Raw genomic sequence first — 19,443 nt, forward strand, 5'->3', positions numbered from 1 at the left:
TCACTCACGTCAGGGCGGCGAGGATGCGCGCCCAGCTTCGTGTGCCCTTGTGAAAGCTTTCCAGATCGTATTTTTCATTCGGTGAATGCAACGCATCGTCGTCCTTGCCAAACCCGATCAGCATCGGGGTCGTGCCGAGGATTTCCTGGAAATGCCCTGCGATTGGGATTGAGCCGCCGCAGCCCACATAGGCCGCCGGCACCTGCCACTCATCTGTCAGAGCCTGGCGTGCGGCCTCAAAGGCCGGATCGCTGGTTTCAGTCTGCGACGCGCCGCTGGCACCATGCCCGCCAAAGCTGACCTTGCAGTCGGGGGGCAGCATGTCGCGCACCATAGCGCGGAAGTTTTCGCGGATGGCCAGCGGATCCTGGGTACCAACAAGGCGGAAACTTATCTTGGCATGCGCCTGGGACGGCAGCACGGTTTTAAAACCGTCGCCCGTGTAGCCCCCCCAGATACCGTTGACCTCGCAGGTCGGGCGCGACCAGATCATTTCAAGCGGGGTGCGGTCCTGTTCACCGGCAGGCTCTGACAGGCCGACATCACCCAGAAACGCGGCATGATCAAAGGCCAGGCCCTGCCACTGCGCTTCCAGCTCGTCCGAAAGCTCTGGCACCCCGTCATAGAAACCAGGCACCGTGATCCGCCCGGTATCGTCATGCAGAGCCGCAATGATTTTCGACAAAACCCGGACGGGGTTCATAGCCACGCCCCCATACATGCCAGAGTGCAGATCGAGGTCCGGTCCCGTAATTGTGATCTCCTCTCCCAGAAGACCACGCAGCATTGTCACGATGGCAGGCGTGCGGCTTTCAAACAGACCGGTATCGCAGATCATGGCAAGATCAGATTTCAGCTCGTCCGCGTTTTCCTGCATGAAAGGGACAAGAGACGGCGACCCGCTTTCCTCTTCGCCTTCGAGGAAAAACGTTATGCGGCAGGGCAGGGAGCCTTCTTCTGCGATCCAGGCACGGCAGGCCTCGATAAAGGTCATCAGCTGGCCTTTGTCATCAGAGGAGCCACGTCCCCGGATCACAGTGCCCTTTGGCGTCTCCTCAAGCTGCGGATCAAAAGGGTCATTGTGCCAAAGCTCAATCGGATCAACGGGTTGTACGTCATAATGACCATAAAAAAGCAGATGAGGGCCGGGCCCGTCCACATGCCCTACAACCATCGGATGGCCGGGGGTCGCACGCTTTTCGGTCTTGATGCCTAGGCTGTTCAGCTCGGAAACCAGCCAGTCTGCGGCTTTGTCACAATGTCCGGCATAGGCCGGATCGGTGGAAATCGACGGGATCCTGAGCAGTGCGCGCAGCCGCTCCACCGCCTCTGGCATGTCAGTATCAATACGGGCAAGAACGGTTTCCAGCGACATCATGGGACTCCTGTTTCCGGGTTGCTCAAAGGTATCAGCGTCCGCGTCCGTGTCCAGCACCGCAACCCGGAAACCATCCCCGGACTGCGACATGGTGTGCGCCCGCAGGATATTGATCCCGCGCGCCGCAATCTGTAACTGTTCAGGGAAAGATGCGGGTGAAACACGCCCGAAGGCCAAGGAGACCGCCCTGGTGGACTATAACGACCAACTGGATCAGGCAATTGCCCGTCTGCATGATGAAGGCCGGTACCGGACTTTTATCGATATTGAACGCAGCAACGGACAATTCCCGCATGCGGTCCGTACCCGCCCGGACGGAACACAGCAGAACATCACCGTCTGGTGCGGCAACGACTATCTGGGCATGGGCCAGCATCCTGTTGTTCTGGAAGCCATGCACGAAGCGCTGGACGCCACCGGCGCCGGGTCCGGTGGGACGCGCAATATCTCGGGCACAACGGTTTATCACAAACGTCTTGAGGCCGAACTGGCGGATCTGCACGGCAAAGAAGCGGCATTGCTGTTTACTTCTGCCTACATCGCAAATGACGCGACGCTGTCTACGCTGCCCAGACTTTTTCCGGGGCTGATCATCTATTCTGATGCGCTCAACCACGCGTCGATGATCGAAGGTGTGCGGCGTAACGGCGGTGCCAAGCGGATTTTCAGGCACAATGACGTGGAACATCTGCGCGAACTGATGGCTGCAGATGATCCGGCGGCGCCCAAGGTGATCGCCTTTGAATCCATTTATTCCATGGACGGCGATTTCGGCCCGATTGAAGCGCTCTGTGATCTTGCTGATGAGTTTGGTGCCCTGACCTATATTGATGAAGTGCATGCGGTGGGCATGTATGGTCCGCGCGGCGCGGGCGTGGCGGAACGGGACCGTCTGATGCATCGTCTGGACATCATCAATGGCACGCTTGCCAAGGCCTATGGTGTGATGGGCGGATATATCGCTGCGTCGGAAAAAATGTGCGATGCAATAAGGTCTTACGCGCCGGGCTTCATCTTTACGACCTCCTTGCCGCCAGCGGTTGCCGCGGGTGCTGCGGCGTCTGTTGCCTTTCTGAAACGGTCGCCCGAGCTGCGCGAGGCGCACCAGACACAGGCACGAATTCTCAAGATGCGTCTCAAGGGGCTTGGCCTGCCGATTATCGACAACGGAAGCCACATCGTTCCGGTGATGGTTGGCGATCCCGTGCACACCAAAATGCTCAGCGATATGCTGCTCGACGAGCATGGAATTTACGTACAGCCGATCAATTTCCCCACCGTTCCGCGTGGGACGGAGCGGTTGCGTTTTACGCCGTCTCCTGTACACGGAGCCCCGGAAATGGACGCGCTTGTGCGGGCGATGGACGGACTTTGGTCACATTGTGCGCTAAATCGTGCCGAAGATGCCGGGTAGGCTGGAGCCTGATGTAATTGAATTTGGCTTGTGTTAACTTGGTTTAAATAACAAACCGGATACGAATCATGGGGCGATTCTTAATTCGGCGCAGGCGTCAGGCAGTAACGGGGAAGACGGGGCAGTCTTATGATTGGGCGTAAGCACTCAAAGAGTGTTGAGGAAGTGGTCGAGCGCAAGGCGTTCGATGACTTTGAGTTGCGCCTTGGCGACATCATGCGCGGCGAGCGCGCCACCATGGGCAAATCCCTGCTGGACGTTCAGCGCGAGCTCAGAATCAAAGCATCTTACATCGCTGCAATCGAAGATTGCGATCCGGAGGCGTTTGACACGCCCGGATTTATCGCGGGATATGTGCGCAGTTATGCCCGCTACCTGGGTATGAATGCCGACGAAGTATTTGATACCTTTTGCGAGGAAAGCGGGTTTTCCGTTGCGCATGGCATGTCGGCTGCGGCCTCTGTCGTTCGCAAAGAAACGCGCCAGAACAAAGCGGCACGGGTCTATGACGGCGACATCTTCAGCAAACCGGGGACGCCATTTGTACCGGCTGGAGAAAGCTTTTTGTCCCGGATCGAACCGGGAGCAATCGGCTCCTCTCTGGTTCTTCTGGCACTGATTGGTGGGATTGGCTTTGGTGGCTGGTCGGTATTGCAGGAAGTGCAGCGCGTACAGGTTGCCCCGGTAGATCAAACGCCGGTCGTCCTCTCTGATCTTGATCCGCTTGACGGTGTGCTTACGGCGGGCGCGGAAGGTGCTGGCGAAACGGCTCTGCCAGCGGGAATGGATCAGCCGCGTGCTGATGCGCTTGAGCGTCTTTACCGGCCCCAGACACTGGATGTACCTGTACTGGTGGCACGCGACGCACCGATTTCAACAATTGATCCCCGGTCCATCGGCAACTTCGCTGAACCCGCGCGACCCGAGCAGGTTGAGGATCGCGTTTTTGCCTCCATTGATACGGCAATCACGGACAGCATTGCAGAATTCCCGGTGCCGCAGGTCTCGAAAGATCCTGGCCCCGCGCTGCGCATGATCGCGGTACGGCCCTCCTGGGTCCGGGTCCGGGCCGCTGATGGCAGCGTTATTTTCGAGACGATCATGGAGCCGGGAGATACCTGGGACGCGCCGAAAAGTGAGAACCCGCCGGTGTTGCGCACGGGTGAGAGCGGCGCAATCTATTTTGCCCTGAACGGTGAATATTACGGCCCCGTCGGCGAAACAGGCGTGGTTACGTCCAATCTGGCGCTTGATGTGGACACACTCAAAGCAGCCTACAGCATTGCCGATCTTTCAGCGGATGAGGCTCTGGCGACCACCGTTGTTGAACTTCAGACGCCTGTTGAAGCCGTCGGCGAATAATCCTTTCAGGAAATCAAGACGACCCATTGCGGCCCGGACCCGGCCTGTCTATTTTGTCTGACAGATGCAATTCCCGGGGGCCCCGCATGTCGATCAACCACGTTCGTCCATGGCGTAATATCTATCGCCGCACGTCGCGACAGATCATGGTGGGGAATGTGCCGGTCGGGGGCGACGCACCGATCACCGTTCAGACCATGACCAACACTCTCACAACGGATGTTGCCGCGACGATTGCGCAGATCAATGCCGCAACCGAGGCAGGTGCCGACATTGTCAGGGTGTCAGTCCCGGATGAAGCTTCGTCCAAAGCGCTGCGGGAAATTGTACCCGAAGTTGAGGTGCCGATCGTTGCCGACATCCATTTCCACTACAAACGCGGCATAGAGGCGGCAGAAGCGGGCGCTGCCTGTCTGCGCATCAATCCCGGCAACATCGGCGATGAAAAGCGGGTCAGGGAAGTCATCAAAGCCGCGCGGGATCACAACTGTTCGATCCGCATCGGTGTAAATGCTGGCAGCCTGGAAAAACATCTGCTGGATAAATACGGCGAACCCTGTCCGGACGCGATGGTGGAAAGCGGCCTCGACCATATTAAAATTCTGCAGGATAACGACTTTCACGAGTTCAAAATCAGCTGCAAAGCGTCGGACGTTTTCATGGCGGCGGCGGCGTATCAGCAACTGGCCGAAGCAACGGATGCACCGATCCACCTTGGGATTACGGAGGCAGGTGGCCTGGTGTCTGGCACCATCAAATCCGCCATTGGTCTGAGCAACCTGCTTTGGATGGGCATCGGTGATACAATCCGCGTCAGTCTTTCCGCTGATCCGGTCGAAGAAGTCAAAGTCGGCTATGAGATTCTGAAGTCACTGGGCCTTCGGCATCGCGGTGTGAATATCATCAGCTGCCCCAGTTGCGCCCGTCAGGGATTTGACGTGATCAAAACCGTGGAAACACTGGAAAAGCGCCTGGAACATATCAAGACGCCGATGAGCCTGAGCATCATTGGATGTGTGGTCAACGGACCGGGCGAGGCTCTGATGACGGACGTTGGTTTCACGGGGGGCGGCGCAGGATCAGGCATGGTGTATCTGGCGGGCCAGCAAAGCCACAAGCTGAGCAATGACCAGATGGTGGAGCACATTGTCGAACAGGTCGAGAAAAAGGCGGCCGAGTTGGATGCGGCCGCCCTGGCAGATGCTGCGGAGTAATCCGGCAATCAGCTGCGTTTGTCTTCGATGATATCCTGAAGCTGATCAAACGGCACATAACCGCGTAGCAGTTCGTCCTGCAGAACAAAGGTTGGTGTGCCGGTAATCTGCAGTTGCTGGGCCAGAGCGCGTGTGGCGCGGATCCGGTCGGTGACTTCCTCGTCGTTCATCCGCGCTTCAATCGTGTCAGAATCCAGATCAAAGGTGCCCGCCAGACGGCGCAGACTTGCGAGCGTGATATCGCCGTTGAACGACATCAGTGCATCATGAACTGATTTATAGGCCTCATCACCGCTGACCAGCTGGGTCGCAATCGCGAAACGTGACGCCAGAACGGACTGCTCGCCAAGGATCGGGAACTCCTTGACAACAAAGCGGATATTGTCATCCGCCTGCAGCAGTTTCTCGACTTCGCCGAATGCACGTTTACAATAGCCGCACCGGTAATCCATGAATTCGACCAGGACGATATCCCCTTCGGGATTGCCGCCGACGAACGAAAATCCGTCGTCAAACAAGGCCGCGGCATTGTCCGCTACAAGCGTCAGGTCGGCCTGGGCCTGAGCGTCCGCCTGGCGCGCTTCCAGTGCCCGCACCGCCTCCATGATCACCTCGGGGTTTTCCATCAGAAAGGCGCGGACCTGATCGCCGAATGCCGCGCGTTCGGTGTCGCTCATCTCGTTGAGATCCAGAGCATGCGCAGAGGTGGCCATCAGTGAACCGGCAAACAGGGCCGGAAGAATAAAGGTTTTCAACATCAAACTATCTCCGTTTAGCAGCGCGTTCCGCCGCATTCAGTACATCTTCTGCGCGTTGTCGGGGGCCGGAGCCCGCGGGCAATAACCCGACCGCACGTTTGGCGTGAATTTCGGCATCTTTCAACCGGCCACTCAGAGCATATCGTTCTGCCGTCACCAGAGCTGCCATACCCTGCTGGCCATTGCGGGCATAGGCCACAGACAGATCGCGCAGCATGGAGCCGTCGCGGAAGTCAATTGTCCGGGCTTTCTCCAGTATCCGGCGCGCGCCGCTGATGTCATCCTGTACCAGCAGCGCCCGCCCGTAACCCGACAGGATCAGTGCGTCGTTGGGCGCAAGATTGACGGCTCGGGCATAGGCGGCTGTTGCCGCTTTGAAGTTGCGGGTTTCAAACAGGATCTGCCCGCGCTGTTCGTGCAGAAAGGGGTCGCCGGGGCGTTGTGCAATGGCGCTGTCGATGGCTTTCAGCGCCTGTTTGGTGCGCGATTGTCTGTGCTCGGCCACAGCTTCGCGTAAAAGCCGGACATCCGGATAGGGCGTGTCTTTCAGGCGGCGCAACGTCCATTTGGGCGCGCGTGTATAAGCGCTCAGCTTGCCTTTGACCCGTTCAAACCAATAGGCGGCAGTCGGGTCGTCCTGTTCCCCGGTGCTGTAGGCTGCCACAAATCCTTCAACAGCGCGTAACCTGTCGCGGGACAGCGGGTGGCTGCGCAGATAGGGGTCCTGGCGGCTTTCGGACAGAATTTCCTGACCACTGAAAATCTCCAGCACTTCGGACATGCCCGACGGGCGAATACCTGCTGATCTGAGAAAACGGATGCCTGACTGGTCGGCAGAGGCTTCTTCGGCCCGGGTGTGTTTGAAAAACCGGGCCTGGGCCGAGGCCTGGGTGCCAATCGCAATGCCCCCTGCAGCAGCCCCCCCGCCAGAGGCTGCGGCGACAGCGGCCAGTGCAAGGCCCAGCCCGGTGGCAGTGCGGGCGCTGGCCAGGTTGCCCATGCGGCGGACAAGATGCCCGTTGGCGATATGCGCGGCTTCATGCGCCAGCACAGCCTGCAACATGGGCGCGTTGTTCATGCGGTTGATCAGGCCGTAATGCACAAAGATCGCATCGTTTCCGATCACGAATGCGTTCAGCGAACTGCTGTTTACGACCAGGATTTTCACCCGGTTGGGGTTCAGACCTGCAGCGCTCAGCACCGGTGCGGCCAGCTGTTTCAACCCGTATTCGATATCGGAATCGCGCAACAGACCCTGTGCCACAGCAGGCGCTGCCGACAGCCACAGGGCCATCAGCGGGATTGACGCCAGCCGGAATACGCGTTGAAAGATCATGCACACAGTAAGGAGTGATTACATGCGGGTTTCAAGGCGTTCTTCCGTTAATCCTTTTATTGTGATGGATGTGATGGAGGCTGCCCGCCGGGCAGAAGAAGCAGGTCGGCGGATAATCCACATGGAAGTCGGCCAGCCTGGCACCGGCGCACCGGCTGCGGCCACAGCCGCACTTGGCAAAGCCATGCAGGAAGGCCCTTTGGGCTATACCGTGGCACTCGGCCTGCCTGCGCTGCGCAGCCGGATCGCCCGGATGTATGGAGAGTGGTACGATGTAGATCTCGATCCCGGACGTGTTGTCATAACGCCAGGGTCGTCAGGCGGGTTTTTGCTGGCCTTTACCGCGCTTTTTGACACAGGGGACCGTGTGGGCATCGGCGCGCCGGGATATCCCAGTTATCGCCAGATCCTGCGCGCACTGGATCTGCAACCGGTTGATCTGGAAACAGACCCGGCAAATCGCCTGCAGCCGGTGCCGGGGGATTTTGCGCAGCTCGATCTGGCGGGGCTGATGGTGGCGTCACCGGCAAACCCGACGGGCACGATGCTGGACCGCGCAGCCATGCAGGCTCTGATTTCCGCAACTTCAGAGCAGGGTGCGTCGTTTATTTCGGACGAAATTTATCACGGCACTGAATATGAGGCCAAAGCCGTCACTGCGCTTGAGATCACAGACGAGGCCTATGTGATCAATTCCTTCTCCAAGTATTTCTCTATGACAGGATGGCGTGTTGGCTGGATGGTCGTGCCCGAAGATCATGTCCGCGTCATTGAGCGGATCGCTCAGAACATGTTTATCTGCGCGCCCCATGCCAGCCAGATTGCAGCGCTCGCAGCGATGGACGCAGGTGAAGAACTGGAAGCCAATATGACGGTCTACAGAGCCAACCGTGCGCTGATGCTCGAAGGGCTGCCTGCGGCAGGTTTCACACGGATTGCGCCGCCTGACGGTGCATTCTACGTTTATGCCGACGTATCTGAGCTGACCCGGGACAGCCGGGCATTCGCTGCGGAAATCCTCGATCAGGCCGGGGTCGCCGTTACGCCGGGCCTCGATTTTGATCCGGTGCGCGGCGCACAGACCCTGCGGTTTTCCTATGCCCGCGCCACGGTAGATATCGCCGAAGGGCTGGAGCGACTGAAAACATTTATGCAGAACCGGTGAGGGGATTCCCTCTCCGCTGGCTCTGGGGTAGACTGCGCTTAAAACAGGCAGAGCACAGATGATCCGAGACCTTTTGGCCGCAGCGGCGCTGATCACAGCGCTGTCATTGCCCGCCGGTGCTGAACAACCGGCGATGCTTGTCCAGGCGGACAGTTATGTGCGCGATGGCTCGGGCGGGCGCACGTCGCTGTCGCTGGTCCTCAGCCGCGGGGTCCCTTTTCGTATTTTCACGCTCGATGATCCCGCGCGCCTCGCGATTGATTTTCGCGGACTAAATGCCGAGGGGCAGGTCTTCGCTGAGCTGGCCGGGCAAACAGAGGCATTCAGCGCAGTCCGTTACGGGGCATTTCGCCCGGGCTGGTCCCGAATGGTCGCCGATCTTACCGGACCTCTTCGGCCGGGTGAGACATCCATGAATATCGATGAAAATACCGGGCGCGCCACGCTTTCGATGCAGCTGGCGCCGGTTTCAGCCGAAGCTTTTGCAGCCAAAGCGGGGGCACCTGACAGCGCCCTCTGGCCAAAGCCACGGCAAAGCGCCGCAAACACGCCGATGTCGGATGACCGCTTTGTCGTGATGATTGATCCCGGGCACGGCGGGATCGACCCTGGGGCCGAGCGGGACGGGTTCTCGGAAAAGCAACTGATGCTGGAACTGGCCCGCGAACTGAGTGCTGCACTGCGCGCCAGCGGTATGGCGGAACCGGTTCTGACGCGTGATGCGGACATTTTTGTATCTTTGCAGCGCCGGGTGGCACTGGCCCATCAGGTCGGTGCGGATGTTATGCTGTCGCTGCATGCGGATGCGCTGAGCGAAGGAGGCGCGCGGGGCGCGACGGTCTATACTTTGTCCGAGACAGCGAGTGATAAAGCAACGGCGCTGCTGGCGACCCGCCACAACCGGTCGGATGCTCTTGCCGGTGCCGATCTGACAGGAGCGGATGACACGGTTACGGGTGTTCTGCTCGATCTTGCACGCCGTGAAACAGATCCGCGCAGCGACACACTGGCAGATGCGCTGATACAAGGGATGCGGAGAGCAGGCAGCCCGATGAACAGCCGCCCGCTGCGCGAGGCAGGATTTTCGGTGCTGAAATCAGCTGATGTTCCATCTGTTCTGATCGAGGTTGGATTTCTGTCCAGCCAGCGCGATCTGGACAACCTGCAGCGTCCGGAATGGCGTGCGCAGATTGTCGGCGGTATCGTTGACGGGCTTTTGTCCTGGCGTATCGCAGACGAGGCACGCCGCGACCTTTTGCGTCAGTAACACCTGCGCGTTTCTGCGCCCAGGGGCTTTTGACCATTGCGCGGGCTCCCTTTATAAAGACGCAGGCGCATCAGCCATCAAAAGTGAGTCTTCTCAGTGATCCGGTTTGTTCTGTCTTTTTTTGGCGGTATCTTCACCACAGTGACCATGGCCTTTGGCATGGTCGTGCTGACCGTCGGCGCGATCTTCTGGGTCTATGGCCGGGACCTGCCCAGCCATGAGAGCCTGGCACAGTATTCGCCGCCCACGATCAGCCGTATCTATTCCGGACAGGGGCAGATTATTGATGAGTTCGCAACCGAGCGGCGTTTGTTTGCGCCCGCCGAAACGATCCCGGATCTGGTAAAGCAGGCGTTCATCTCTGCCGAAGACAAGAATTTCTACGAGCACGACGGGTACGACCTGCGCGGCATTGCGGCGGCAGCGGTTGAGGCCGTGCGCTCACGCGGACAGGACGTGCGGGGCGCTTCCACGATCACGCAGCAGGTGATGAAAAACTTCCTGTTGTCCGGGGACCGCCGGGCGGAACGCAAGATCAAGGAAATTATTCTCGCGTCACGTTTAGAGGAAACGCTTTCCAAGGAAAAAATTCTCGAATTGTATCTCAACGAGATTTTCCTGGGTCAGAACTCCTATGGTGTCGCTGCCGCGTCCCAGACGTATTTCAACAAGCCGCTTTCCGATCTTGAGCCGCATGAAGCCGCCTTCCTCGCGTCCCTGCCCAAAGCGCCGAGTGACTATCACCCCGTTCGGCAGAAAGAACGCCTGCTTGCGCGGCGTAACTTTGTGCTGCGGGAAATGATGGAAAACGGGTATATCAGCGTCGCTGTGTACGATCAGGAACGCACGGCCCCGCTGCGGTCTGTTCAGAATGGTGATTTTGAAAGTTTCCGCTCGGTCCTGCCGCCGCGCGACTATTTTACCGACGAAATCCGCCGCCAGCTGAGCGAAGACTTTGGCGAGGGGGAATTTTTCACCGGTGGTCTGACCGTGCGCGCGACTATTGATCAGGAACTGCAGCCCGTCGCCGCAGAATCGCTGCGCCGCCAACTCGAGGAGTATGACCGCAAGCAGGGCATCTGGCGAGAGGCCACTGTCAAAATCGACGCCGGTCTTCTGACATCGGAAGCCGACTGGCGCGAAGCGCTCGGCGCGGCAGAGATTGCGCGGGATATCGAGCTGGACGGGCCCTGGTACCCGGCGGTTGTATTGTCGCTGGAGGGTGGCAATGCGCGGATCGGCATCGAAGGGGTTGAGGAAGATCCAGAAGGTCACTTTATTGCGGCCCGCGACGTCATATGGGCCCGCAAACGCAGCATTTCAGGAGAAACCGGCCCCAAGGCAGACGCAGCAAGCGACCTGGTGGCTGTGGGGGATGTGGTTCATGTCCGGGCGATCGTTTCGGACGAAGATGGCACATTTGTGCGGTGGTCTCTGCGCCAGGTCCCGCTGGTGCAGGGTGCTTTTGTTGCGATGGACGTAAACACCGGGCGCGTAATTTCGATGCAGGGCGGTTTTTCCTACCAGCAAAGCGTGTTCAACCGTGCCACGCAGGCCAAACGGCAGCCCGGCTCCAGCTTTAAACCCTTTGTCTATGCCTCCGCCCTGGACAGTGGGTATTCGCCGGCGACCATCGTGGTCGACGCACCGATTGAAATCGACACCCCCCAGGGTCTCTGGCGTCCGCGCAATGCCTCCAATGAATTCTACGGTCCAACGCCACTGCGCACGGGCATTGAGCGTTCGCGGAACCTGATGACCATTCGTCTGGCCCAGGAGGTCGGTATGAATGTGGTGGCGGATTACGCAGAGCGGTTCGGCGTTTATGACAACATGGGTCAGTTTCTCGCCAATGCGCTGGGATCGGAAGAAACCACGCTGTACCGGATGGTTGCGGCCTATGCGATGTTTGCCAACGGCGGCGAGCGTGTGCGGCCCACCCTGGTTGACCGTGTCCAGGACAGATACGGCAAAACCATTTATCGTCATGACGACCGTTACTGCTTTGACTGCGAGACACCGCAGCTGCAACCGGGCGTAGCACCCAAAGTGATTTCCAACCGCGAACGCGTGATGGACCCTGTGACCGCTTATCAGCTGACATCCATGATGCGCGGCGTGGTCGAACGGGGCACGGCGTCGCGCACCGTCAACCTGTCCGTGCCGACCGCGGGCAAGACGGGCACCACAAATGATGCCAAGGATGTATGGTTTGTTGGCTTTACCAGCAACATCGTGGCGGGGTGCTATATCGGATATGATCAGCCCAGCAGTCTGGGGCGCGGCGCATCCGGTGGCGGCATGTGCGGCCCTGTGTTCCAGCGCTTTATGGAGCAGGCGACACAAAAATATGGGGGTGGTGATTTTGAGATCCCGCCCGGCGGACGTTTCATCAAGATTGACCGTTTCACGGGAGCACGGCTGAACGATGACGCCCAGGGCGAAGCCGTGGTTGCGGAATATTTCCGCGCCGGTGAGGAGCCTGTTTTTGGCATCATGTTTGACGGTGGCTTTGCCATGGGGGCCGATCTGCCACTCTTTGATGAAGTGGGCCAGCGGCAGCAGGCCCAGCAGGTCACCACCTCGACAGGTGAGACAGTCACGGTGGGGCCAAACGCAGGTTTCGGCACACTCAGTTCAGGCGGGCTGTACTGAACCCGTGCAGGCACCGCTTGCCGCCGCCTGGGCGCTGGTCTATCAACAGTCAGAGTTTTCGCTGAGGCAGGATGACCATGCGCGCAGACGCACAGAACACCGTTGAAAAAATTAAGAAATCACTGGACCTTCTGGCCCAGCGGCTCGACGTGGAAACGGCCCCGCACCGGCTGGAGGAATTCAACGCGCGTGTTGAGGATCCGAACCTGTGGGACGACCCGGAAGCGGCACAAAAGCTGATGCGCGACCGCCAGATGCTGGTGGATGCGATGGAAACCTACGAGAGCATTCGACAGGACCTTGACGACAACGTCGAGCTGATTGAGCTGGGCGAAATGGAAGACGACGAGGAAGTTGTCTCTGATGCGGAAAATGCTCTTCAGTCTCTTGCAGAGAAAGCCGCCCAAAAAGAGCTGGAAGCGCTTCTGGATGGTGAAGCGGATGGCAATGATACCTTTCTGGAGATCAACGCGGGCGCCGGCGGCACGGAAAGCTGCGACTGGGCAAATATGCTGGCGCGGATGTATGTCCGCTGGGCCGAAAAGAAGGGCTACAAGGTCGAGCTGCAATCCGAGAGTGCCGGAGAAGAGGCGGGCATTAAATCGGCCACCTACAAAATCAGCGGCGTGAACGCCTATGGCTGGCTGAAATCTGAGAGTGGCGTGCACCGTCTGGTCAGAATTTCACCCTACGATTCCGCCGCGAAACGGCACACGTCTTTCAGTTCGGTCTGGGTCTATCCGGTGGTCGATGACAATATCGATATCGAAGTGAACCCGGCAGATATCCGCATCGACACCTACCGGTCCTCCGGTGCGGGTGGTCAGCACGTGAACACCACGGATTCCGCCGTGCGGATCACCCACCACCCCACAGGGATCGTGGTGACCAGCTCGGAAAAGTCGCAACACCAGAACCGCGATATTGCCATGAAGGCCCTGAAATCCCGGCTCTATCAGCTGGAGCTGGACCGCCGGAATGCCGCGATCAACGAGGCGCATGAGAACAAGGGCGATGCGGGCTGGGGCAACCAGATCCGGTCTTATGTTCTGCAGCCCTATCAGATGGTCAAAGATCTGCGGACCAGTTTCGAGACATCTGACACCAAAGGTGTGCTGGATGGAGACCTGGATGGCCTGATGGCTGCGACGCTGGCGCTGGATGTTTCCGGTAAATCCCGGGCAGAAGCCCAGGGCGGCTGACAGGGCAGGGAGGGCCTGCGCGTGACAAAGGACGTAATTTTCACGTCAGCGCTGGACCTGAGCGCGCAGCTGGCCACGGGCAGGCTCTCCGCGACCGATCTGATGCGGGCAACGCTTGACCGGATTGACCAGGTCAACGGCCAGGTCAATGCGATCGTGTCGTTGCGCGAGCGCGACGCGCTTATGTCTGACGCGCAACTGGCGGATCAGTCCCCGCGCCGGGGCTGGTTGCACGGCATTCCAATTGCCATCAAGGAGCTGGCGCACGCGCGGGGGTTGTCAGCGACCCGGTGTTCGCCGCTGTACAAAAATGAAATCGCTGTCGGGGATGATCTGTTTGTCGCCCGTATCCGGGCGGCCGGGGCGATCATTATCGGCAAAACCAATGCACCGGCATTCGGGCTGGGCAGTCACACCAGCAATCCGGTTTTTGGCGCGACCAGAAACCCCTATAACACCAACCGCTCGTCTGGCGGATCCTCTGGTGGGGCCGCGGCAGCGCTTGCCACGGGGATGCTCAGCGTCGCGGACGGATCTGACATGATGGGATCGCTGCGCAATCCGGCCGGGTGGAACAACGTTTACGGCATGCGGCCCACCTGGGGGCGCGTCCCGGACCCTGCGGATGCTGATGTGTTTTTCAACACATTTGCAACTGATGGCCCGATGGCCCGCACCCCCGGGGATCTGGCCGCTCTGCTGGACACGATGTCCGGGTCTGACCCGCGGGTGCCCGGGGCACGGATAGCAGATCCAACCCTGCCTGGCATCGACTGCCTGGGTGGAAACCCGCGTGTTGGCTGGCTGGGCAACTGGGACGGAGCGCTGCCGATGGCGCCTGGTGTGCTGGAGACATGCGAGGCGGCGCTTGGCGAGATGCAACAGATGGGCTGGACGGTCGAAAACCTCAGCGCGCCCTTTTCTGCCGACAGGATCTGGGACAGCTGGACGCGACTGCGCGCCTGGACTGTCGCAATGCGGTATCAGAACGACTATGAGGATGCCGCGCGTCGGCAACAGCTCAATCCGCAGATGCTGTTTGAAATCGAATCCGGCCTGGGGCAGACGGGCAGGGACATTCACGCAGCAAGTCTCGCCCGGTCTGACTGGTTTCGCTCTGCGATACAGCTTTTTGACCATTTTGACGTTCTGGCCCTGCCAACGGCACAAGTCTGGCCCTTTGATGTGGACCTCGACTGGCCACGCGCCATTGGCGGCACGCAGATGGATACGTATCATCGCTGGATGCAGGTGGTCGTCCCGGCCAGTCTGATTGGTCTGCCCGCTATCAGCGTTCCGGCAGGTTTCGGGGCGGACGGGTTGCCCATGGGGCTACAACTGATTGGCCGACCTGACAGTGATGCGCATCTGTTGCAAATCGCCCAGAGCTGGCATCTGGAAACAGACTGGCCCGGACGCAGACCGGCTATGGTATAACAGAGCACCCGGACAAAACGGAGAAGCGAGAGATGACCGTTTCCGCAGCACAGGAAATGAAAATGGGCGCTCCTGCGCTCAGAACCGCAACCTTTGGTGATATCCGTGCCGCGTTGTCAGCAGGTCTGCGGGATTTTGGCCGGCACCCATTTTATGGGCTCATCTTCGGCGGCTTTTACGTGCTGGCAGGCTGGGCAATGACGCTGATCACCCTGCAAACCGGCCACACATTCTGGCTGGTTCTTGCCGCCATCGGGTTTCCGTTACTGGGCCCTTTTGCTGCCGTCGGGCTTTATGAGATTTCGCGGCGGCTGGAAAAGGAGCTGCCAGTAACACCCGGGTCGGTCTTTGGTGTCATATGGCAGCAGCGCCTGCGGCAGCTTCCCTCGCTCTGCACCATGATGGTTGTGATATTTCTGTTTTGGTTCTTTCTGGGCCACATGATCTTTGCGCTCTTTCTGGGGCTTGCAACGATGACAAACATATCAAGCTCTTACGAGGTGTTTCTTACCCTGAACGGTCTGCTGATGCTGCTGGTGGGCACCGGGGTGGGAGCCGTTTTTGCGATGCTGATTTTTTCGATTGCTGTGATCGGACTGCCCATGCTGCTGGACCGTGAAGTTGATTTCATCACGGCGATGATCAACAGCTTCCAAACCGTCAGCCGCGCGCCCATTGTTATGATCGCCTGGGCCATTGTGATCGCGGGGCTGACGTTCGCGGCTCTGGTCCCGTGGTTTCTGGGGCTGCTCGTCGTGCTGCCCGTGCTGGGGCACGCATCCTGGCATCTCTACCGTCAGCTCTCGTCAGAGGCGTGACGAGGGGTCTCCCGCCCCATTTCCACCAGCCGTCGGCGCAGATCGTCCGCATCCGGGTGACCGGCCTCCAGCGCAAACACATAGGCATGTGTCAGGAAAAATGCGGCAGCATCTGCCGTTTCGGCACTATCCGCCGCTGTTGTGTAGAGTGCAACGAGAGCCTTTTTGTCACCCCGCTCGTGCGCTGCGATCAACCGCGCGTCCAGAGATTTCATTCCGCAGCGTTTGTATGCGCGCGGGATGCCTGCAGCCTGCCAGCGACCCAATCGTGAAACAGGTGGGTCGGGCTGTCCATCACCGGTGAAAACCGCCCGCCGTCAAACGACACAGCGTGACGGCCGCGCTGCATGCCCTCTACGACAAAAACGTCCTCTGCAAAAACGGTTTTCCACAGCTCTGCATTGCTCTGCCGCAGCTTTTCGGAAGTGTCTGCGGTGGCATAATAGAGATGCACATGCTCGAGGGTGCGCTCCGGTCCGTCGGGTTGCAGAATGATCGCAAAGGTGTGGTCCCGGTGGACGCCCAGCAAGACGTTGGGAAAGGCCGTGATGTATTCCGCCGCCGTATCCCATTTACTGCTCAGGCCGTCAAAATCGGGGAAAACCTCTCCGTTCTCACCTTTCAGCTGCCGGTACACCAGAGTGCCCTGACCCGAATATTGCTCTTTTTCTTCAATGTGATAATGATCTTCGAGGCGCGAATAGCTGTTCAGGCCGGGATGTACCCAGGGCAGATGATAGCTTTCGCAATAGTTTTCCACCGCCAGTTTCCAGTTGCAGTTCACCTCGAGGGTGAAACGGCTTTGCGACCCCCCGTGGTGCAGTGGCACATCGAATTCCTGCCAGCGTTCCAGCAGCGCTGCGTTGGCGGTTTCAAAGTCGGGAGCGGTGCCGGACACATTGATCCAGACCACGTCCATCCAGATATGACTGCGGACCTCGATCAAGCCAAGCAGGTCCCGGTCAATACCTTCGTGTGCGTTCTGCCCGGGCCCGCCCACATGCGGTGTACTGATCAGCCTGCCGTCGGTGGCGTAACACCAGCTGTGATAGGGACAGCGGATCGCCCCTTCGATTTTGCGGGGCTCTTCGACGAGGATCATACCGCGGTGACGGCAGATGTTCTGAAAGACACGGACCATTCCCTTGCGGTCCCGGACCAGCAGCAGCGGCATGCCCAGAAACGTGATTGGCACCGCATCGCCTGCGACGGGCACATCGGCGGCCACCGCAAGACCAGACCAGGTGTCAAACAGAAGCGCTTGTTTTTCCTCGGTAAACACGCTGGCATCAGTGTAATGGGCGTTCGGCAGACCATTTGCTTCAGAGATGGGCAGGCGAACGGCCGACAGGTCGGTAACGGTGTGGTCCATGGCAAAAATCCTCAGCGTGATGCGCCGAGGTTAGTGAAGCGTCGCTTTCGCGCCAGCGCCATTGCGACCTGAGTTTTCCGCTGGCGACATTGCGCGAAGGCCTATCGAAAGGGATCTTCCGGCTGGAGCAACCGTTGATGAAACGGAGGCAGGCTCTCAAAGCTGCAAAAACCGGCCGTTCTGGCAACGAGCATCACCTCCGGCCAGTCCACGCCGATATGCTCGTACACCAGGCGGGTCATCCGGTTGCTGGCAGAGTTCTCCCGCACAGTCCGGGCAACATAGCCTACCCAGAAATTATTCTGAAAAGAGGTCACCCGCGTCAGATAGTTAAAAGAGCCGGTCATCCCGTTGCGCCGCGTCACGATAGATCCGACACCATCTTCGAGACGCAGAACAAAGCCGCGGAATTCGCGCGCGCGCGCACTGGCCGGAATGCCCTGCATTGCGAGCGCCATTTTCGGCTCATACCCCCGCAGATAGGTATCGTTTCCAATGCGTTGCACAAAAGTCAGACCGCTGACAAACTCATCAGTCTTTACAAAACTCCGCCGGGAAAAGCGGTAAAATCCGTCGGGAAAGTTATCATCCGGTACGTGCCGGACAGCTTCACCCATGAATTCCTGCAGCCAGTGGCCCGCCGCCGTTGCGCCACTGGCAGAAATTTCTCCGACAGGTTCCAGCAACACGCGTGCGTCAACTCCGAAAAAATCACAAATGCGGGAAAGTACATCCGGGCGCGGAAAGCTCTCGCCGCTGAGGTACCTGTTGAATTGCGTCCGGTTGATACCCAGTTCCCGCGACAGCGCTGATATTGAAGGATACTCTGCCGCAAGTACGCGCAGATTTGCTCCAAACATGTTTCGAAGCTGAGCCGGACTTCTGGGTGTTGCAGACATAGTCGTCCTTCGGGTCGTTTCACTATGCGAAACATACGGTCGGAAAATTCGAACCATTTAACATGTTGACGCTGTTTCGCGTCAATATCTGTTCGTAACTGTGTCAACAGTAATCCAGCACGACACAAATTCCAAGCGTACGGTGCTGTTTTAATGATGGGCCAGAGCGTTAACTTATTGCTACCATAAGTTGGATAAAAAAATCATAGTAGGCGTCTTGATATGCTTGGGGTAGTACTTTGGAGCGATGCAGCGGACGGAAAAGCCGTCATCTGGTGTGAAGATCAGGGTGATCTGGCCTTCCTGAATTCGAAGGATCAGGTCTTGCAGGCGGAGCCGTTTTTCGACGCCGGGGACCTGGTACAGTTTGACATGGAAGTCCGGTCGTCTTTGCGCCGTGCGCACAATCCGCGTCTGGTCGTCGAAAACGCAGGTGCCAGCTTGCCGAACGCTTTGCTCAATTCCTCATCCGCCAGGCGGACGCGGAGCACGGGGCGCGTCATTCCCTTTGTCAATCGCGAGGACGAGACCGCGCGCAGCACGGCCGCTTGCCGGGCGGGCTGACCAGAGCTGCGCTTTTTAGTTTACTCGCCGCGTGACAGGGCCGCGACCCCGGTCCGGGCGACATCCGTCAGGCCCAGCGGACGCATCAGATCAGCAAAGGCGTCGATTTTTTCAGGCGCGCCTGTAATCTCGAAAACGAAACTTTCCAGCGTGCTGTCCACGACATTGGCGCGGAAAATATCCGCCAGGCGCAGGGCTTCGACGCGTTTGTCACCTGTACCGGCCACTTTGAACATGGCCAGTTCGCGCTCGACGCTTGCGCCTTCGACCGTCAGGTCGTGCACGTCATGTACTGTGACGATCCGGCCCAGCTGCGCTTTAATCTGCTCGATCACCTGAGGCGTGCCGGAGGTCACAATCGTGATCCGCGACAAATGCCCGGTGTGGTCCACCTCGGCGACTGTCAGACTGTCGATGTTGTAGCCACGGCCCGAGAAGAGGCCGATGACGCGGGCCAGAACGCCCGGTTCGTTTTCTACCAGCACGGCCAGAGTGTGCCGTTCAACCACATCCGAAAACGTGGGCCGCAGGTTGTAAGCGGAATGGCTGGTAGCGCCTTTTTTGATTTTCAGTGCTGACATTTCTCTGGCCTTTCAATTGGG

17 protein-coding genes are annotated in these 19,443 nt (G+C 58.9%); 10 read left to right on the forward strand and 7 right to left on the reverse strand.

All coding sequences use genetic code 11. The features are described from left to right. Positions 1-4: 4 nt before the first annotated feature. Positions 5-1,375 (reverse strand): M20/M25/M40 family metallo-hydrolase, encoded by a 1,371-nt coding sequence (locus tag Q1A34_RS01285; protein WP_300032300.1) that lies wholly within the window; start codon positions 1,373-1,375, stop codon positions 5-7. Between the two features lie 193 nt (positions 1,376-1,568). Between Q1A34_RS01285 and hemA the strand changes: the two genes are divergently transcribed. The 3 genes from hemA (at position 1,569) to ispG (ending at position 5,368) form a co-directional block, all read left to right on the forward strand. Next, positions 1,569-2,792: a 5-aminolevulinate synthase gene (hemA, locus tag Q1A34_RS01290; RefSeq protein WP_300029650.1), complete on the forward strand. Its 1,224-nt coding sequence runs from the start codon at positions 1,569-1,571 to the stop codon at positions 2,790-2,792. A 129-nt stretch (positions 2,793-2,921) separates the two neighbouring features. Then, on the forward strand, positions 2,922-4,154 hold the full coding sequence (locus tag Q1A34_RS01295; protein ID WP_300029652.1) for a helix-turn-helix domain-containing protein: 1,233 nt from the start codon (positions 2,922-2,924) through the stop codon (positions 4,152-4,154). Between the two features lie 86 nt (positions 4,155-4,240). Next, positions 4,241-5,368 carry a flavodoxin-dependent (E)-4-hydroxy-3-methylbut-2-enyl-diphosphate synthase gene (gene ispG / locus Q1A34_RS01300; RefSeq protein WP_300029654.1) on the forward strand — a complete coding sequence of 376 codons (1,128 nt, stop codon included), beginning with the start codon at positions 4,241-4,243 and terminating at the stop codon, positions 5,366-5,368. Between the two features lie 8 nt (positions 5,369-5,376). Here the strand turns inward: ispG and Q1A34_RS01305 are convergent, their stop codons facing one another. Both Q1A34_RS01305 and Q1A34_RS01310 read right to left on the reverse strand, forming a co-directional pair. After that, positions 5,377-6,126, reverse strand: coding sequence for a DsbA family protein (locus Q1A34_RS01305; protein ID WP_300029656.1), 750 nt, complete (start codon positions 6,124-6,126; stop codon positions 5,377-5,379). A 4-nt stretch (positions 6,127-6,130) separates the two neighbouring features. Further along, positions 6,131-7,462, reverse strand: a complete 1,332-nt coding sequence (locus tag Q1A34_RS01310; protein WP_300029659.1) for a M48 family metalloprotease — start codon at positions 7,460-7,462, stop codon at positions 6,131-6,133. Between the two features lie 22 nt (positions 7,463-7,484). Here Q1A34_RS01310 and Q1A34_RS01315 point away from each other — a divergent pair, with 22 nt between their 5' ends. The 6 genes from Q1A34_RS01315 to Q1A34_RS01340 all read left to right on the forward strand — a co-directional run bounded on the left by Q1A34_RS01315 (position 7,485) and on the right by Q1A34_RS01340 (position 16,006). Beyond that, complete coding sequence (locus Q1A34_RS01315) at positions 7,485-8,627, forward strand: aminotransferase class I/II-fold pyridoxal phosphate-dependent enzyme (protein ID WP_300029662.1); 1,143 nt, start codon at positions 7,485-7,487, stop codon at positions 8,625-8,627. 58 nt (positions 8,628-8,685) lie between these two features. Beyond that, the gene (locus tag Q1A34_RS01320) at positions 8,686-9,894 is read left to right on the forward strand and encodes an N-acetylmuramoyl-L-alanine amidase (RefSeq protein ID WP_300029665.1); all 1,209 of its coding nucleotides are present in this window, start codon (positions 8,686-8,688) and stop codon (positions 9,892-9,894) included. 96 nt (positions 9,895-9,990) lie between these two features. Beyond that, positions 9,991-12,549: a penicillin-binding protein 1A gene (locus Q1A34_RS01325; protein WP_300029668.1), complete on the forward strand. Its 2,559-nt coding sequence runs from the start codon at positions 9,991-9,993 to the stop codon at positions 12,547-12,549. Between the two features lie 77 nt (positions 12,550-12,626). Next, positions 12,627-13,751 (forward strand): peptide chain release factor 2, encoded by a 1,125-nt coding sequence (prfB, locus tag Q1A34_RS01330; RefSeq protein ID WP_300029671.1) that lies wholly within the window; start codon positions 12,627-12,629, stop codon positions 13,749-13,751. Positions 13,752-13,772: 21 nt separating this feature from the next. Beyond that, complete coding sequence (locus Q1A34_RS01335) at positions 13,773-15,188, forward strand: amidase (protein WP_300029674.1); 1,416 nt, start codon at positions 13,773-13,775, stop codon at positions 15,186-15,188. Between the two features lie 32 nt (positions 15,189-15,220). After that, positions 15,221-16,006: a DUF2189 domain-containing protein gene (locus Q1A34_RS01340; protein WP_300029677.1), complete on the forward strand. Its 786-nt coding sequence runs from the start codon at positions 15,221-15,223 to the stop codon at positions 16,004-16,006. Here the strand turns inward: Q1A34_RS01340 and Q1A34_RS01345 are convergent. The 3 genes from Q1A34_RS01345 to Q1A34_RS01355 form a co-directional block, all read right to left on the reverse strand. Then, on the reverse strand, positions 15,985-16,221 hold the full coding sequence (locus Q1A34_RS01345; RefSeq protein ID WP_300029680.1) for a hypothetical protein: 237 nt from the start codon (positions 16,219-16,221) through the stop codon (positions 15,985-15,987). The genes Q1A34_RS01340 and Q1A34_RS01345 overlap by 22 nt on opposite strands. Beyond that, positions 16,218-17,378 (reverse strand): aromatic ring-hydroxylating dioxygenase subunit alpha, encoded by a 1,161-nt coding sequence (locus tag Q1A34_RS01350; RefSeq protein WP_300029682.1) that lies wholly within the window; start codon positions 17,376-17,378, stop codon positions 16,218-16,220. Before Q1A34_RS01350 ends, Q1A34_RS01345 begins: the two co-directional genes overlap by 4 nt. Before the next feature lie 101 nt (positions 17,379-17,479). Next, on the reverse strand, positions 17,480-18,238 hold the full coding sequence (locus Q1A34_RS01355; RefSeq protein ID WP_300029685.1) for a helix-turn-helix transcriptional regulator: 759 nt from the start codon (positions 18,236-18,238) through the stop codon (positions 17,480-17,482). Positions 18,239-18,499: 261 nt separating this feature from the next. Between Q1A34_RS01355 and Q1A34_RS01360 the strand changes: the two genes are divergently transcribed. Next, entirely contained in the window at positions 18,500-18,841 is a 342-nt protein-coding gene (locus Q1A34_RS01360; RefSeq protein WP_300029688.1) for a hypothetical protein, read from the forward strand. A gap of 20 nt (positions 18,842-18,861) precedes the next feature. Here Q1A34_RS01360 and ilvN read toward each other — a convergent pair whose 3' ends face one another. After that, a complete protein-coding gene (ilvN, locus tag Q1A34_RS01365) occupies positions 18,862-19,422 on the reverse strand; it encodes an acetolactate synthase small subunit (protein WP_300029691.1) in 561 nt (186 codons plus the stop codon). Between the last annotated feature and the right edge of the window lie 21 nt (positions 19,423-19,443).

It is taken from the genome of uncultured Roseobacter sp., from assembly GCF_947491795.1.
In the GTDB taxonomy this organism is placed as follows: Bacteria; Pseudomonadota; Alphaproteobacteria; order Rhodobacterales; family Rhodobacteraceae; genus Roseobacter.

Bases quoted from the DNA above. Each gene is read 5' to 3' on its own strand.
- Q1A34_RS01285 (WP_300032300.1), bottom strand. From the start codon at position 1,375: ATGTCGCTGGAAACCGTTCTTGCCCGTATTGATACTGACATGCCAGAG.
- Q1A34_RS01295 (WP_300029652.1), top strand. From the start codon at position 2,922: ATGATTGGGCGTAAGCACTCAAAGAGTGTTGAGGAAGTGGTCGAGCGC.
- ispG (WP_300029654.1), top strand. From the start codon at position 4,241: ATGTCGATCAACCACGTTCGTCCATGGCGTAATATCTATCGCCGCACG.
- Q1A34_RS01305 (WP_300029656.1), bottom strand. From the start codon at position 6,126: ATGTTGAAAACCTTTATTCTTCCGGCCCTGTTTGCCGGTTCACTGATG.
- Q1A34_RS01310 (WP_300029659.1), bottom strand. From the start codon at position 7,462: ATGATCTTTCAACGCGTATTCCGGCTGGCGTCAATCCCGCTGATGGCC.
- Q1A34_RS01315 (WP_300029662.1), top strand. From the start codon at position 7,485: ATGCGGGTTTCAAGGCGTTCTTCCGTTAATCCTTTTATTGTGATGGAT.
- Q1A34_RS01320 (WP_300029665.1), top strand. From the start codon at position 8,686: ATGATCCGAGACCTTTTGGCCGCAGCGGCGCTGATCACAGCGCTGTCA.
- prfB (WP_300029671.1), top strand. From the start codon at position 12,627: ATGCGCGCAGACGCACAGAACACCGTTGAAAAAATTAAGAAATCACTG.
- Q1A34_RS01340 (WP_300029677.1), top strand. From the start codon at position 15,221: ATGACCGTTTCCGCAGCACAGGAAATGAAAATGGGCGCTCCTGCGCTC.
- Q1A34_RS01345 (WP_300029680.1), bottom strand. From the start codon at position 16,221: ATGAAATCTCTGGACGCGCGGTTGATCGCAGCGCACGAGCGGGGTGAC.
- Q1A34_RS01350 (WP_300029682.1), bottom strand. From the start codon at position 17,378: ATGGACCACACCGTTACCGACCTGTCGGCCGTTCGCCTGCCCATCTCT.
- Q1A34_RS01355 (WP_300029685.1), bottom strand. From the start codon at position 18,238: ATGTTTGGAGCAAATCTGCGCGTACTTGCGGCAGAGTATCCTTCAATA.
- Q1A34_RS01360 (WP_300029688.1), top strand. From the start codon at position 18,500: ATGCTTGGGGTAGTACTTTGGAGCGATGCAGCGGACGGAAAAGCCGTC.
- ilvN (WP_300029691.1), bottom strand. From the start codon at position 19,422: ATGTCAGCACTGAAAATCAAAAAAGGCGCTACCAGCCATTCCGCTTAC.